Raw genomic sequence first — 13452 nt, 5'->3', positions numbered from 1 at the left:
GCCGGGCGCCGCCGCTACCGGTGAGTGGGACGGCCGTGCCCCGGCGCGCCGCGGATGCGGTTGGCTCGCCGGGTCGCGGCGACTTGGAGGACTCATGGCTTTCGACGACCAGTTCGACGTGGTGGTAGCCGGATCCGGCGCGGGTGCGCTGACCGGCGCGTACCTCGCTGCCCGGGCCGGGTTGCGCACCGCGGTGGTCGAGGGCGCGGACCGGCTCGGCGGGACTTCCGCGTACTCCGGGGCCGCCTGCTGGCTGCCCGGCACGCAGGTCCAGGAGCGCTTCGGCGTCCCGGACTCCACCGCCGCCGCGCGCGAGTACCTGCGCGCGCTGCTCGGCGAGGACCGGACCGGCCGGCAGGAGGCGTTCCTGGCGAAGGCGCCGGAGCTGGTCGCGGCGCTGGAGGCGGATCCGGCGCTCGAGTTCGAGTGGCGGGCGTTCCCGGACTACTTCGACCGGCCGGGCCGGGTCCCCGGCGGACGCTCGTTCGTGCCGGTCGGCCTGCCGCTGTCCGAGCTGGGCGAACGAGCCGAGCTGGTGCGTCCGCCGGTCGATCGCGACCGCGCCGGCCGCGGGCACCGGGACGCCCCGCTGGACGGCGGCCGCGCGCTGATCGGGCGGCTGTTGCTGGCCCTCGACGCGACCGGCAACGGAACCGTCTTCACCGGAACTCCGGTCGGCGAGCTGGTGGCCGAGAACGGCCGGGTCGTCGGCGTCGGCCCGCGGCGGATCGGGGCGACCTATGGCGTGCTCGTCGGCGCGGGCGGGTTCGAGCGGAACGCGGACCTGCGGAACCACTCCGGAGTGCCGGGCTCGGCGGCGTGGTCGATGGCGCCCGCGGAAACGAACCGCGGCCAGGCCCTGGCGGCGGCGATCGCACTCGGCGCGGCCGTCGATCTGATGGACGAGGGCTGGTGGTGCCCGGGAATCGCGATGCCGGACGGCGGCGCGTCGTTCACGCTCGGCTTCCGCGGCGGACTCGTCGTGGACCGCGACGGGCGGCGGTATGCGAACGAATCGCTGCCGTATGACCAGATGGGCCGCGTGATGGCAGCGGATCCGGCGCGGCGGGTCCCGTCGCACATCGTGTTCGACAACCGCGAGGGCGGCCGGCTGCCCGCGATCGCGGTGCCGGGCGGACGGCCGGACGACCATCTGGCGGCTGGCACCTGGGTGGAGGCGGACACGCTCGCGGAGCTGGCGAAGCTGATCGACGCTCCGGAGTTGCCCGGGACGGTTGCCCGGTTCAACGCGTTCGCCGAGGCCGGGCACGACGCGGATTTCGGCCGTGGCGAGGACGAATACGCGCGGCATTTCGCGAATCCGGTGCTGGTGCCGGTGGATCGCCCGCCGTTCCGCGCTGCCCGGCTGGTGTTGTCGGACCTGGGCACGAAGGGCGGGTTGGTGACCGATCCGGACGCGCGGGTGCTGCGCGAGGACGATTCGGCGGTGGAAGGTCTTTACGCGGTCGGCAATTCGGCGGCGTCCATGACCGGCGGTTGGTACCCGGGGCCGGGAATTCCGTTGGGCACGGCGATGGCTTTCGCCGCCCGGGCGGTCGACGATCTGGTGGCACGGGCCGGAAAATGACCTGCGTTCCACGCCAGTGCCGGTTACCGTCGCTGGCGTGGAGGACTACTTCGGGGAAAGTGTCGCTGCGCGGTACGACGAATCTTCAGCCGAAATGTGCACGCCGGAAGCGGTGAATCCGGTGGTCGACGTCCTGGCCGGGCTTGCCGGCGGTGGTCGCGCGCTGGAACTGGGCGTCGGCACCGGCCGGATCGCGTTGCCGCTTGCCGCGCGAGGGGTGCCGGTGTGCGGAATCGATCTGTCGCCCGCGATGGCCGCGCGGTTGCGCGCGAAACCGGGCGGCGAAGCCGTCGACGTGACGATCGGCGACTTCGCGACGACCCGGGTCGCCGGGAGTTTTTCGGTGGCCTACCTGGTGTACAACACCATCGGCAACCTGACCTCTCAGGACGCGCAGGTGGCCTGTTTCCGCAATGCCGCGGCGCATCTCAAGCCGGGCGGATGCTTCGTGATCGAGGTCGGGGTGCCGCAGCTGCGGAAGCTGCCGCCGGGGCAGACTGTCGTGCCGTTCGCTCTCAGCGCGACGCAGTGGGGGTTCGATCTGTACGACGTCTCGACGCAGTCGATGAGTTCGTACCACGCGCGAGTGGCAGACGGGCGCGGCGAGTTCCGGGCGATTCCGTTCCGGTATGTGTGGCCTGCCGAGCTGGATTTGATGGCGCGGCTGGCGGGATTGCGGTTGCGGTCGCGGTGGGAAAACTGGGCGGGCGAGCCGTTCACGCACGAGAGTGCGCAGCACGTGTCGGTGTGGGAGAAGGCGTCGTGACCCCGCAGCCTGCGCGAACGCCGCCGGTACAGGCCGTCGGCGACCGGACCGGACGTTTCGGCGAAGCCGAGCGCCTCCACGGTCAGCTCGCGCCAGCGCGGCAGGTCCCGGCTCTGGACCCGGAGGTATCCAAGCCCTCGGATCTCGGTCATGGCGAAACTCCTCGCGGGGGCGGGAAAGGTCAGCTCATGGAGAGCATCGGGCCGGGCGGAGGCTCGACGTCGAGGTCGGTCGGCGCGGACGCGTGGAACACCGAAGCGGGCACGTGGATCGCGTGCGCCAGGCCCCTGTGGCCGTCGCGCCAGAACCGCTGGAGCCGGGTTGTCCATCCGCAGGCCGTTGCCGCCGCTGCGGGCGACCACCTCGTCCCGCCACGCCGCGGCGACCTGCGTGCGGCGCGACGCGGCCCGGTCGGCGAGCCGAGCCCGCGGCGGCCTTGTCGTAGAATCGGGAAACGTTGTCCAGCAGGGCAGTTCGGGAAGCCTTGATCTCTTCCGCGGCGGCACTGATCGCATACAGCACGTACGGGTCGTCCTTCACCCGGGTGCCGGTGATGTGCACGCGTGTGCGTTGACAGGCCAGGTGCGCGGCCAACGCGCCTTCCGCGATACCGATCACCGCGGACGTGATGCCGAGCGGGAAAATCGTCGTGAACGGGACCGCGCGGTAGTCCGGGACGAACGCGTCCTTGACGACGACATCCCAGGTGTCCTCGACGATTTCGTCGTCCGCGCGCGGCAGGAGCACGGGGTAATTCCGGGGCGGCTGCACGACATTGCCGTCCGCGTCGCCGAGGAAGATCCAGTCGCAGTGATCGGTGCCGGAGGAGAACTGCCACCGTCCGGTGACGGCATACCCGCCGTCGACCGGCTTCAGCACGCCCATCGGCGCGTACGGCGAGGCGATCCAGGTGTCGTTGTCCGCACCCCAGATTTCTTCCTGCACGCGACGGTCGCAGAGCGCCATTTCCCACGGATGCACGCCGACGATCCCGGCGACCCAGCCCGTCGAGCCGTCGAGCGAAGCCAGCCGCATCACCGTTTCCGCGAATGCACGCGGATGCGCCTCCGTAATCGGCGGGTTGCGGCATTGTGACCGCGCCGGTTTCCCGGAGCACCTTGGCCGCTTCGTCGGCGAGCCTGCCGAGCCGCTCGTTCTCCGGTCCGAGGGCGGCGATCGCTTCCGCACTCTGTTCGGCTGCGGCAAGAGCGGGATGGTCATGGCGCTTCCCTTCCTCCGGTCCGGATACGGTGCGGTCCCGGCTGCCCCGAGCCTTCCAGCGGAGCACGCGAGCGCGCTCCCGGTCAACGGGATCAGGGCCGCGGCACCTGGTTCCGCACGACCTTGCCAGTCACGTTGCGCGGCAACGGATCCGGCCTGATCCGCCGTCGCGTCGGGACCTCGAAGCACGCCAGCCGCGCGGCCGCGAAGGCCCGCAGTTCCGCCACCTCGACCGCTGCCGAGAGCACCGCCGCGGCCACTTCCTGCCCCAGGTCGGCCTGCGGCACGCCGAGCACAATGCACTCCCGCACCGCCGGATGTTCCGCCAGCACGTTCTCCACCTCGGCCGGATAGACGTTCTCCCCGCCGTGCAAGATCAAATCCGAACGCCGTGCGGCGAGCCGGAGCTGTCCCTCCGAGAGAACCCCGGTGTGCAGCCACCGCTCGGCGTCGACAGCGGCAGCCGTGGCTTCGGGGTCTTCCCCGTAGCCAAGCATCGTGAACGGGCTGCGGACGCAGATCTCCCCCGCGCTGCCGTCCGGCACTACCTCGCCGAACGCGTCCCGGACCTCCCATTCCGCGGTCGCGGCGCGCCCAGCAGGTCGAACTCCTCCCGCAGCGATCCGGCGCCCGGGCCGAGCACGAGCCGTCCGCCGCTGACCGCGTCGAGCGTCCCGTAGCGCTTCGCGATCTCCAGCGGGTGGTGATACCCCAGCACGAGCACCTGCGTGACCAACCGGATCCGGCTGGTGCGCGCGGCGAGGAAACCGAACGTCGCGAACGGACCGGAAGCCGAGGCGATCCGTGCCAGGTCTTCGATGCCTGCGGCACCCTCTCAGGCCTTCGGATCCCCGGCAGCCGGGTCACCACGGGGCTCACGAGGCCGATGTCCATACCGCCATGCCTACCGGCCGCCGCGCCGGCGCGAGCGGGTTCTCCCGTTGATCGGGGGCCGTGCCGCAGTCGTGACCCGCCGCGTGTTGACGGTTCGGGCGGCCGCCGTGTTACCGTCAAAACTAGAAATGATTTCAATTCGTTCGCGAGGAGCACAGCATGACGGTTGCCGCGATCGAAACGGGCTCCCTCGGCACGGACGGCACGCAGAACCGCACCGTGGCGCCGTCGATGGTCGAGCGGATGACGCTGATCCTCGACGCCTTCGACGCGCCGAGCACCCGGCTCACTCTCGAACAGGTCGCGCGAACGACCCATCTCCCCCGTTCGACCGCGCACCGCATCCTCGACCAGCTCGTGCGCCTGCAATGGCTGTCGCATTCGTCGTTCGGCTACGCGCTCGGCGCACGGGCGCTGAACCTCGGCGGCACCGGCGGCAACCATCTCGAACTGCGCGAGGCGACCGCGGCCGTGCTGCACGAACTGCGGTTGCGCACCGGGATGGTCGCGCACCTGGCGATCCTCGACGGAGCCGACGTCCGGTATCTCGACAAGGTCGGCGGGCGGTTCGCCGCGATCGTCCCGTCGCGCGTCGGCGGCCGCGCGCCCGCGCAGTGCACCGCGCTCGGCAAGGCGATGCTCGCGTGGCTGTCCGCCGAACAGGTCGAGGACCGGGTCATGCCGACGCTCGTCCGCCAGACCAGCCGGACGATCCGCGACCCGGTGACGCTGCACCGCGAACTCGGCCGGATCCGCGACCGCAACGGCCTCGCCTTCGAACGCGGCGAATGCTTTTCCGGCATCTCCTGCGTCGCCGCCGCCATCCGGGGCCCGGAAGGACCCGAGGCGGCGATCTCTCTGGTCGGCGACGCGCACACCGCACTGGAGCGCGTCGCACCGCTCGTCGTGGTCGCCGCGCGACAGGTCACCCAGGAGCTGTACCCGATGGTCCGGTCGCACCCGGCTGGAACTAACCATCCGCAAAGGACTCCCAGCCATCGGGATGCCACCGGCCCCGGGACTGCCCGCCGTTCTACGTTCGACCTCGCGGAAGCGAGGCGCTGAAAGGGGATCCGACGATGACCACCGTGGAGCCGGCACCGGACGAGGTCCGCTGATCGAGGCCGGCGCGGCGCCCACGCGGGTGGCACTGTCTCGGGCTGGCCGAGAGCTTCGCCGACGGCAGGCCGCATCCGATCACCGCGTTCGGGCCGAAGCTCGTGGTGTTCGCCGGCGAGGACGGTCAGCTCAACGTGCTCGACGCGTACTGCAGGCACATGGGCGGCGATCTGTCGCAGGGCGCTGGGGCCGCCGCGTGGACGACGATGGTGCAGGACAAGATGCTGTTCGCCTGGAACGACCCGGAGGGCAGTCCGCCGCCCGCCGACGTCGTCATCCCGCGCATCGAGGACGCCACGCGCGCCGGCTGGACCTGGTACGAAACGCACGTCGACACGAACTGCCGCGAGGTCGTCGACAACGTCGTGGACATGGCGCACTTCTTCTCCGTCCGCTTCGCTTTCCCCACGTATTTCAAGAACATCTTCGAGGGACACGTCGCCGCCTGCTACGGGCGTCCTTCATGATCGACGAGCTGACGTATCACTACGAGGGCATGGACATCGACGCAGTCCTCATCATCTGCCACTACCCCGTCACGGCGAATTCGTTCAAGCTGCAGTACGGGATCGTCGTGAAGCGCACGGACCAGCTCTCCGGCGCGGAGGGCGAGGAAACCGCGCGCAAGATGGGTGATTTCATCCGGATCGGGAACCCGCTGCTGTGCGAGGAGGACGGTCCGGTCTACCAGCTGCGGCGCAGGTACGAACAGTTCCATGTGGACGTCGCGGACGTCACGCCGGAGATGACCGAGCGGTTCGAGTTCGAATTGGACACCGCGAAGCCGAATGCCGCGTGGTGCGAGGAGGTCGAGGAGAACCTCGGCCGCCGGACCGGCGAGCGCGTCTGATGGCGGTCCGTGCCGACAACCGGCTGCTGGACGAACCGATGCGGCCGGTCCGATGCGGAACCTGCGAGGCTTGGCTGACGGTGCGCAAGAGCAGCTGGCATCAGACGAGCATTCAGTGGGACACCGCGGCTTCCACGCGATGCGTCGAACGATCGGCCTGCGCGGAGGACTTGTTCGGCGACTGTCATGCGTTGCGGGATTCGATCGACCGGGCGGTCGCGGACGGGGGGATCGCGGTGGCCGGCGAATGAATATGAACGAGAAGTACAGCTCGTGGGCGGTCGTCGCGGGCGGCTCGGCTCGCCGAGGCCGGGATCAATCTGGTGCTGATCGCGCGCAAACCTGAGCCGTTGGCGAAGACGGCGGCCGCGGTGCAAGCGCTTGGCGTCGAAGTTCTTACTGTGCAAACAGATCTTCTCGATCCGTAGGTGCTCTCGGCGATCCGGGAAGTGACTGACGGGCTGCTGATCTCCAATGCCGGCGCGAACAGCTATGGACACGAGTTCGTGACCGGAGATCTGTCGCGGGTACGCGGAGTCCTCGATCCGAACATCACCGCGCATCTCGCGTTGACGCACCACTTCGGCGCGCTGATGGCTGCACGCGGCCGGGGCGGGATCGTGCTGGTGGGCTCGCTGGCCGGGTATCTCGGACAGGCGGAGATCAGCGTGTATTCCGCGGTGAAAGCGTTCGGCCGGGTGCTCGCCGAGGGGCTGTGGCTGGAGATGCGGGACCGCGGCATGGACGTGCTCGAACTGGTGCTGGGCGTCACCCGGACTCCGGCGATGGAGCGGGCCGGACTGGCGTTCGACCTGCCCGGACTGAACGTGGCCGAATCGGAGGACGTCTGGCGCGCCTCGCGGACGGCCCGGTGTGGGTCGCGGGCGGAAACCTCGCCACCGCGGAAAAGCGAAGCGGGTTCCCGCGCGCGGAACTGGCACTGGCCGCGCACGAGGCGACACGAAAGCTGCTCCCCGCCCGGTAGGCAGCAGCCCTTCACGGCCCTGCCAAGAACCTGCTGACCGCGGAGTGGAAGCCGGCCGGATCCTCCACCCACGGCAGATGACCGGCTGACAGTCGCACGCGCGACACCACCGGCAACGCCTGTTCCAGCGAATCCACCGCTGAGCGCGGCCGGATGTCCGCTGTTCCGTCCACGATCAGAGCCGGGACATCGAGCCTCTCGCAGCCGGCGCGCAGGTCTGGCGAGTGCTCGCGGTTCAGCGCGGCGTTGCACTCGAAATTCACGCCGAACCACGGGTCAGCCATGGCTTCGGCGTGCTGAAGCGCGCGCTCGGCGAAGTCCGCTGACCACTGCAGGACACAGTACTCCTGGTCTTCCTCGGCGGTACGTTCCTTGGCTGCCAGCGACTCCCATCGCGTCAGGCGGGTTCCCAGTGCGTTCCGCAGGTTGCGCTCGTACCCCGCGTGCCAGGTCGAGTCGTCGTCGATTCCGGTGCCGGAGACATAAACCAGCTTCGCCACGCGGTCCGGATGCGCCAGTGTGTAGCGCAACGCCAGCTGCGCGCCCCACGAGTGGCCCAGCAGCGCGACGCGGTCCCAGCCGAAATGGGCCCGGACCGCGTCGAGATCGGCCACTGTCCGTTCCACCGAGTACGGTCCCTGCCGCTGCGATCGGCCGCATCCTCGCTGGTCCCAGCGACAGACCGTCGCGACTGCCGAGAGGTCAGCCGCGACGTCCGCCATCATGTCCCACAACCCTGGGCCGCCGTGACAGAAGACGACCGGTTCGCCGTCGCCCGTCTTCACCGCCCAAAGCCGGATACCGTCTTCAGTCCGCACCGCTTGATCCACGCGACGCAGTATGGCCGTTCTCAGGTCTGCGCGACCGTCACTCGGGCGGCCGCGTCGCTTTCCTCGGCCAGCCCGCCCTGCGCGGGTTTGCGCCCGTGCTGCATCGCCAGGATGATCGCCGCCCCGGCAACGCCGACGACACCCGCCCACAGGTACGACCGGGTGGTCGCCCGCGTGGTGCACGGTCTCGATCTCGGCGTGCACGCGGAGCAATACGCCGGGCAATTCCGGCGTTTCCCAGCGGGAAAGCTGCCAATCCAGTACTTCGAAGCGACGCCCGCGGCGGGACCCGAAGCGGCCGCAGAGGTCAGCTTGCGGTTCGGCCAGCACGTTGACGCAGAACTGTCCGGCGGACCCCGGCGCCGACGACCGGCCGAGGATTTTCTCCCGCGGCGATTTCGGCGTCGAAGGAAGTCCGGACGAGGTTCCGGGTTATGACCGCTGCGTCAGCGCGGCTTCGGACGCTGCCCAGGCGTGGGTGGAACGGTCAGCGATCCGGTTGCCGGCGCCGATCCACGCGGTTGTGCCCAGTTCGTCTTGCGGTCGTCGCTGACCCAGACGCCTGCCGCCAACCCGAACGCGGTGTCGTTGGCGACGCGGGAACGGCCGTGACGCCTACCCGGCTTGGGGCTCGGTGGCGCCGGTCCCCAGTGCGAGTACCCGCCCGAAGGCGGCTCGGATCTCCTCCACCAGGGTGCGAGGGTCGTTGCCCAGGCGTTTGACGGCCTGGTAACAGGCGATGGCGATCTGCGCGGCAAAGCGGGCGGTGGCCTCGTCGGATCCGCGATCGATGAGCAGATCGCCCAGCTTGTCGGCGAACTGCTGCATCTTCACGGCGTCGCGGGCGCGTAGTTCCGGGTGCTGCTCGACGAGCTGGAAGTGGCGCGTGTATCCCGCTGGGTCGGCGGCGGCCTGGGAACAGACCGCGAGCAGGACCGGGCGGAGTTGTTCGACGGCCTCGGTCGCGTTCCGGCCTGCGGGCCCGACGTCGTTGCCCGGGCCCGCAGACCCTGCCGCCGATCCAGCATTCGAAGGGATTCCCGCCATGCCCGACGTCAAGCCCCTGCCGCGCTGGTTCCGCACCGCCAACCGCGCAATCGGCGTCCTGTCGCGCTTCGGGTTCGCGATGGGGCCGGTCTGCGTGCTCACGGTGCCGGGACGGCGCACCGGCAAGCCGCGCTCCACCCCGGTCTCGCCGCTGACGGTCAGCGGCCGCCGGTACGTGGTATTCCGACTGGGCCCGCAACGTCCGGGCCGCCGGACACGGCCATCTCTCCCGGGGACGCCGCCGCGATCCCGTGACGCTCGCCGAGGTCACCGACAGCGCGCTGAAGGAGCAGGTCATGCGCGCCTATCCGCAGGAGGTCCCCAGAGGAGCACCGATGTTCGCCCAGGCCGGCATCGTCAGCGGCCCCGATCCCGACGCCTTCGCCTCGGCCGCCGACCGGGTCGCGGTCTTCGAGATCCTGGCCCGGACAGCTTGACCGAGACCCGCGTGGAACAAACCGGCACCGCTGGCGCGTCCGTGCCCGCCACGCAGCGCACGGCTGCGCCCGAGCCAGCCCATCGTTGCGAAGCTCCCGCTCGCCGGGAACAGCATTTGCTGTCGCCGGCCGAGGTTCCCGTTCCAGGTTTTTGCTGATTCCCGCGAATCGGTTCCGTTTTCCACATTTCTCCGCGGCCACGGGCCGCACGTCGCCGGGCTCGAACCACAGCGCTTTCCTGACAACGAATCCGGCCACTCACGAACACCACATCCGCAGAAACCGCAGCACGCCAACGAAATCCGGACCTAGCAACCCCGGCCGACCGACCCGGCCTCTTGCTCCAGCGCCCGCACCATCGCCACCGCCGCCGGGTCCGGCCGCTCCCCCGTCACCGCCCACAGCGCGCGTCGCACCCCGCCGCACTCGTCGCGCACGGGGATCCACCGCACATCGGCAGGCAGCGAATCCGCCGCGAACCCGGGCACCAGCGAAATTCCCAAACCCGCCGCGACCAGGCCCAACCGCGTCGGCCACGCGCGCACCGCGAACGCGATCGACGGCCCGGCGATTCCCGGCCACGTCCCGAATTCCGGCGAGCTGCCCGCGCCGACGATCCACTGCTGTTCGGCCAGTTCGTCCGGTTCGACCCAGCTGCGCCCGGCGAACGGATGTGATTCCGCGACCGCCACTCCGTACGGGATTCCACTGCGCAATTCGGTGCGCCGCAAGCCCTCGAAGTCGTATTCCGGCAAGCCGTCGCCGGTGACGGCCACCGAGACGTCGAGCCTGCCGCGGCGCAGGGACTGCAGTTGCGCCAGGGTCGCGGACTCGGCGAGGTGCACCTCCACGCCCGGATGTGCGCGCAGCAGCCGGGAAACCGCGCGCGGCAGCAAAACCGCCGACGCGGCGGGGAATGCGCCGACCGAGATCCGCCCGGCGAGCCGGTCGCGCAGTCCGGCGAGCTCTTTTCCGGCCGCACTCACACTGTCCAGCACCCGACCGGCGTGCCGGATCAGTACTTCTCCTGCTGTCGTAGGGCGGATTCCGCGGGCATGCCGTTCGAACAACGCGGTTCCAGTAGCGCGTTCGCTCGCCGCGATCTGCCGCGACACCGCTGATTGCGTGTAGCCGAGCCGATGCGCGGCAGCACTGAACGACCCGGTCCGGGCCACCTCGACCACGACCCGCAGGCCGGTGAGCGTCAGATCAGCCATTCCGCCAACCATATCCGAAACGGACGGACCAGGTCGTCCACAGTAGACGCAACGGCGACCACCTCCCCCTTGCCTGCGACGCGAAATACCGTTTCGGAACGGGATTATCGCGCCCGAGGGACACCGAGCGTGCCCCAACTACCCCGCCGAGGGTGCCGCCGAACGCCCGAACCGCGGTTGCGGCGAACAGCCGAACTCGCCCCGAACCCCGGAACAGGCGAAACATCCGCGCGGGAACGGACGATGTCATTGTCAGGAGGGGCGAAGAGAATTTTCAGCGTGACCACGGGCCGACGGTCTACTGTGGAATGCCCGCGGCCACCCGCTGTTCACCGGACGGCGCTCCGCGCCGGACTGGAATTGCCACACCGGAAAAGCGCTCGAAGTCCGCGTCGGACTCCCTGGTTCCAGCTGATCGGCGGCCCGGGGAACGCGACGAAGTGGTGGCTCCCCGGCACGAAATGCGTCGCTGGAGCTGGGCGCCGTCGACTACCGCGACGGCGAAGAACGCGCCGCGGCGATCCAGTGGCTGTGCGCGAACATCCCGCGCGGGGACCTGACCCACGACCACGGGAGCGACCGGCGGCGGTTCCGGCACGCCGGCAGCGGGACGATCGCGTCGGCGAGCCACGCCTGCCGCCGCGTCGAAGCGCAGCACGGGTACGAACGATTCGTCGCCGCGATCGCGGCGGAAGGCCGGATCACCGGCTGGCGCGCGAAGTACCGGCTGCCCGGCTGAACACGTTCGCCGGGCATTGCCTACCGCACCGCCGGGCGGCAACGCGACGTGGCGGGCAGTGTTTGCCGGACCCCGCGAAGGTGGTCTCGGCCCCGGAATCCCAGCCAGAAAGAGCACCAACTGATGCGTGCTCGTACTGCCCGGTTCGCGGACGTCTCCGCCACGGCACCGCCGGAGCGGTTCCCGGACCGAACCAGCTCACCGGGGCCGGGGCGGCACCGGAGGTGCTCGACGGCACGGGCGGGAAGTGGAAGCCGGTGATCCGGGCGGCCCAAGGAAAGCCCGCACCGTTACAGCCGGGTGCCGACGGTCGAGTGCCGGCCGGCCCACGGAGGCCACGAGCTGCGCCCGGCGCTGACCGCGTCGCACGAACGGGGCAGCCGGTATGCCGAACGCAACGGGCATCTCGGTCGGCAGTTCCTGAACGCTAGCCGAGCAGGTCGGCCAGTACCGCCGCTTCGCTGATGTCGCTGCGTTTGGTCGCGGTCAACAGGGTCAGCGGCCCCCGGCCGGCTAGCGCACGCAAGTGGTCCAGCGCTTCCGCGCGTTCCGGTTCTTCCAGCTCCGCGCGGTAGCGTTCGGCGAATCCGGCGTAGCGGTCCGGGTCGTGCGAGTACCACTTGCGCAGTTCCGTCGACGGGGAGATCTGCTTCAGCCAGTCGTCCAGACGCGCACGCTCTTTGCTCAGCCCGCGCGGCCACAGCCGGTCGACCAGGACCCGTGAGCCGTCGGTGGATTCCGGCGCGTCGTAGACCCGGCGGACCTGGACTTGGCGTTTGCTCATCGGGGCAGCGGCTCCTTCCCGGGTCGGGGGCTGCCGTCGCCGCCCAGCGTCCGCCCGCGGCCGCCGCGGCGCAAACGAAGGAGGTATAACCCCAGGGTATGGAACTGCGTCAGCTGCGGTACTTCGTCGCCGTGTTCACCGAGGGGTCGATCAGCCGGGCGGCCGGGTCGCTGATGATGTCGCAACCCGCGCTGACCCGGCAGATCCGCGTGCTCGAACGCGAACTCGGGACGCCGTTGTTCGACCGGGTGCCGACGGGCGTGCAGGCGACGGTCGCCGGCCGGGCATTGCACGAGCACGCGCGGCAGCTGCTGCGGCTCGCGGACGCGACGCGGGAGGTCACGCGGTCCGCGGCTCCGGTCAAGGAGCAGGTCGAGATCGCGCTGCCGCCGGGGATTCCGCAGGACTGGGTGCTCGCGGCGCTGGCGGAGATCCGCCGTCAGGTGCCGGACGCCGCACTGTCGTTTTTGGACGCCAGCAGCACCGAGCAGCTGCGGATGCTCAGCGAAGGGCGGATCGACATCGGGCTGGTCCACCAGAACCCGCCGTCGACACTGCACGGGCGGCTGTTGTTCGAGCATCCGTTCGGCGTCGCGATCCGGCCTGGTCACGAGCTTTTCGGGCGCGCGCGGTGCCGGTTGCGGGATCTCGACGACGTCCGGGTGCTGGCGCACTCGCGGGCGCAGGTCCCGGCCGGGCACGACCAGATGCTCGCCGCGGCGCACGGGCTCGGAGTGTCGCCGAACTGGCGCCTCGCGCGGTTCAACGAGAACGCGCTGGCCTGCGCGGAGGCAGTCGAGGCGGACGCGGTGCTGCTCAGCAGGCCCAGCGCGAACCGGATGCTGCCCGAGTGGGCCTGGAGCGAGCTGGTCGAGCCGAGCGTCCCGCTGACGACGTGGGCGGCGTGCCAGCCGCAGACCCGGCGGATCGTCGGCGCGGTCGTGGAGGTACTGGAGGGATTTTAGTATTGCGGTG

Annotated in this window: 15 protein-coding genes and 3 pseudogenes; 8 read left to right on the top strand and 10 right to left on the bottom strand. The window is 70.2% G+C overall.

Annotation, left to right across the window (positions count from 1 at the left end; translation table 11 throughout):
- Positions 1-94 precede the first annotated feature (94 nt).
- Entirely contained in the window at positions 95-1588 is a 1494-nt protein-coding gene (locus tag BM362_RS16920) for an FAD-binding protein (protein WP_093573748.1), read from the top strand.
- 94 nt (positions 1589-1682) lie between these two features.
- A complete protein-coding gene (locus tag BM362_RS16915; RefSeq protein WP_208865242.1) occupies positions 1683-2354 on the top strand; it encodes a class I SAM-dependent DNA methyltransferase in 672 nt (223 codons plus the stop codon).
- Between the two features lie 32 nt (positions 2355-2386).
- On the opposite strand, the pseudogene BM362_RS50560 reads toward BM362_RS16915, so the two are convergent.
- The 4 genes and pseudogenes from BM362_RS50560 to BM362_RS48980 all read right to left on the bottom strand — a co-directional run.
- A pseudogene (locus tag BM362_RS50560) lies at positions 2387-2506 on the bottom strand (2,3-dihydroxybiphenyl 1,2-dioxygenase); the annotation flags it as partial.
- Positions 2507-2540: 34 nt separating this feature from the next.
- Positions 2541-3389: an acyl-CoA dehydrogenase family protein gene (locus tag BM362_RS16910; protein WP_244287181.1), complete on the bottom strand. Its 849-nt coding sequence runs from the start codon at positions 3387-3389 to the stop codon at positions 2541-2543.
- A gap of 278 nt (positions 3390-3667) precedes the next feature.
- Entirely contained in the window at positions 3668-4120 is a 453-nt protein-coding gene (locus BM362_RS16905) for an AMP-binding enzyme (protein ID WP_244287180.1), read from the bottom strand.
- Positions 4120-4311 (bottom strand): LLM class flavin-dependent oxidoreductase, encoded by a 192-nt coding sequence (locus BM362_RS48980; protein WP_244287179.1) that lies wholly within the window; start codon positions 4309-4311, stop codon positions 4120-4122. Before BM362_RS48980 ends, BM362_RS16905 begins: the two co-directional genes overlap by 1 nt.
- A gap of 317 nt (positions 4312-4628) precedes the next feature.
- Between BM362_RS48980 and BM362_RS16895 the strand changes: the two genes are divergently transcribed.
- From BM362_RS16895 to BM362_RS16880, 4 genes and pseudogenes are all read left to right on the top strand, one after another.
- Positions 4629-5534, top strand: a complete 906-nt coding sequence (locus BM362_RS16895) for an IclR family transcriptional regulator (protein ID WP_244287178.1) — start codon at positions 4629-4631, stop codon at positions 5532-5534.
- Positions 5535-5593: 59 nt separating this feature from the next.
- A pseudogene (locus BM362_RS16890) lies at positions 5594-6438 on the top strand (3-ketosteroid-9-alpha-monooxygenase, oxygenase component); the annotation flags it as partial.
- Complete coding sequence (locus BM362_RS16885) at positions 6438-6689, top strand: hypothetical protein (RefSeq protein ID WP_093573746.1); 252 nt, start codon at positions 6438-6440, stop codon at positions 6687-6689. The pseudogene BM362_RS16890 and the gene BM362_RS16885, both read left to right, overlap by 1 nt.
- A 198-nt stretch (positions 6690-6887) precedes the next feature.
- On the top strand, positions 6888-7460 hold the full coding sequence (locus BM362_RS16880) for an SDR family NAD(P)-dependent oxidoreductase (RefSeq protein WP_244287177.1): 573 nt from the start codon (positions 6888-6890) through the stop codon (positions 7458-7460).
- Here BM362_RS16880 and BM362_RS16875 read toward each other — a convergent pair.
- From BM362_RS16875 to BM362_RS47480, 3 genes and pseudogenes are all read right to left on the bottom strand, one after another.
- Complete coding sequence (locus tag BM362_RS16875) at positions 7435-8253, bottom strand: alpha/beta fold hydrolase (RefSeq protein ID WP_093573745.1); 819 nt, start codon at positions 8251-8253, stop codon at positions 7435-7437. The genes BM362_RS16880 and BM362_RS16875 overlap by 26 nt on opposite strands.
- 165 nt (positions 8254-8418) lie before the next feature.
- Positions 8419-8634: pseudogene (locus BM362_RS50555) on the bottom strand (flavin reductase family protein); the annotation flags it as partial.
- A 234-nt stretch (positions 8635-8868) separates the two neighbouring features.
- A complete protein-coding gene (locus BM362_RS47480; protein WP_093573744.1) occupies positions 8869-9438 on the bottom strand; it encodes a hypothetical protein in 570 nt (189 codons plus the stop codon).
- On the opposite strand from BM362_RS47480, the gene BM362_RS50550 reads away from it, so the two are divergent.
- Positions 9380-9895, top strand: a complete 516-nt coding sequence (locus BM362_RS50550) for a PNPOx family protein (RefSeq protein WP_425285708.1) — start codon at positions 9380-9382, stop codon at positions 9893-9895. The genes BM362_RS47480 and BM362_RS50550 overlap by 59 nt on opposite strands.
- Before the next feature lie 150 nt (positions 9896-10045).
- On the opposite strand, the gene BM362_RS16860 is transcribed toward BM362_RS50550, so the two are convergent.
- The 3 genes from BM362_RS16860 to BM362_RS16850 all read right to left on the bottom strand — a co-directional run bounded on the left by BM362_RS16860 (position 10046) and on the right by BM362_RS16850 (position 12477).
- Positions 10046-10954, bottom strand: a complete 909-nt coding sequence (locus BM362_RS16860) for a LysR family transcriptional regulator (protein WP_093573742.1) — start codon at positions 10952-10954, stop codon at positions 10046-10048.
- A gap of 489 nt (positions 10955-11443) precedes the next feature.
- Positions 11444-11710 (bottom strand): hypothetical protein, encoded by a 267-nt coding sequence (locus tag BM362_RS16855; RefSeq protein ID WP_067581463.1) that lies wholly within the window; start codon positions 11708-11710, stop codon positions 11444-11446.
- Between the two features lie 410 nt (positions 11711-12120).
- A complete protein-coding gene (locus BM362_RS16850) occupies positions 12121-12477 on the bottom strand; it encodes a DUF488 domain-containing protein (protein WP_093573741.1) in 357 nt (118 codons plus the stop codon).
- A gap of 98 nt (positions 12478-12575) precedes the next feature.
- On the opposite strand from BM362_RS16850, the gene BM362_RS16845 reads away from it, so the two are divergent.
- Positions 12576-13442 (top strand): LysR family transcriptional regulator, encoded by an 867-nt coding sequence (locus BM362_RS16845; protein ID WP_067581459.1) that lies wholly within the window; start codon positions 12576-12578, stop codon positions 13440-13442.
- Positions 13443-13452: the final 10 nt, after the last annotated feature.

The sequence above is a fragment of the Amycolatopsis rubida genome (assembly GCF_900115345.1).
Classification (GTDB): Bacteria; Actinomycetota; Actinomycetes; order Mycobacteriales; family Pseudonocardiaceae; genus Amycolatopsis; species Amycolatopsis rubida.
The sequence above is the reverse complement of the archived record's forward strand: the minus strand, read 5'-3'. Positions and strand labels throughout refer to the sequence as shown.

What these genes read in the sequence shown, in the direction of transcription:
- BM362_RS16920 (WP_093573748.1), top strand. Translation starts at nt 95, where the DNA reads ATGGCTTTCGACGACCAGTTCGACGTGGTGGTAGCCGGATCCGGCGCG.
- BM362_RS16850 (WP_093573741.1), bottom strand. Translation starts at nt 12,477, where the DNA reads ATGAGCAAACGCCAAGTCCAGGTCCGCCGGGTCTACGACGCGCCGGAA.
- BM362_RS16885 (WP_093573746.1), top strand. Translation starts at nt 6,438, where the DNA reads ATGGCGGTCCGTGCCGACAACCGGCTGCTGGACGAACCGATGCGGCCG.
- BM362_RS50550 (WP_425285708.1), top strand. Translation starts at nt 9,380, where the DNA reads ATGGGGCCGGTCTGCGTGCTCACGGTGCCGGGACGGCGCACCGGCAAG.
- BM362_RS16915 (WP_208865242.1), top strand. Translation starts at nt 1,683, where the DNA reads ATGTGCACGCCGGAAGCGGTGAATCCGGTGGTCGACGTCCTGGCCGGG.
- BM362_RS16845 (WP_067581459.1), top strand. Translation starts at nt 12,576, where the DNA reads ATGGAACTGCGTCAGCTGCGGTACTTCGTCGCCGTGTTCACCGAGGGG.
- BM362_RS16910 (WP_244287181.1), bottom strand. Translation starts at nt 3,389, where the DNA reads ATGCGGCTGGCTTCGCTCGACGGCTCGACGGGCTGGGTCGCCGGGATC.
- BM362_RS16860 (WP_093573742.1), bottom strand. Translation starts at nt 10,954, where the DNA reads ATGGCTGATCTGACGCTCACCGGCCTGCGGGTCGTGGTCGAGGTGGCC.
- BM362_RS16855 (WP_067581463.1), bottom strand. Translation starts at nt 11,710, where the DNA reads ATGCCCGGCGAACGTGTTCAGCCGGGCAGCCGGTACTTCGCGCGCCAG.
- BM362_RS16895 (WP_244287178.1), top strand. Translation starts at nt 4,629, where the DNA reads ATGACGGTTGCCGCGATCGAAACGGGCTCCCTCGGCACGGACGGCACG.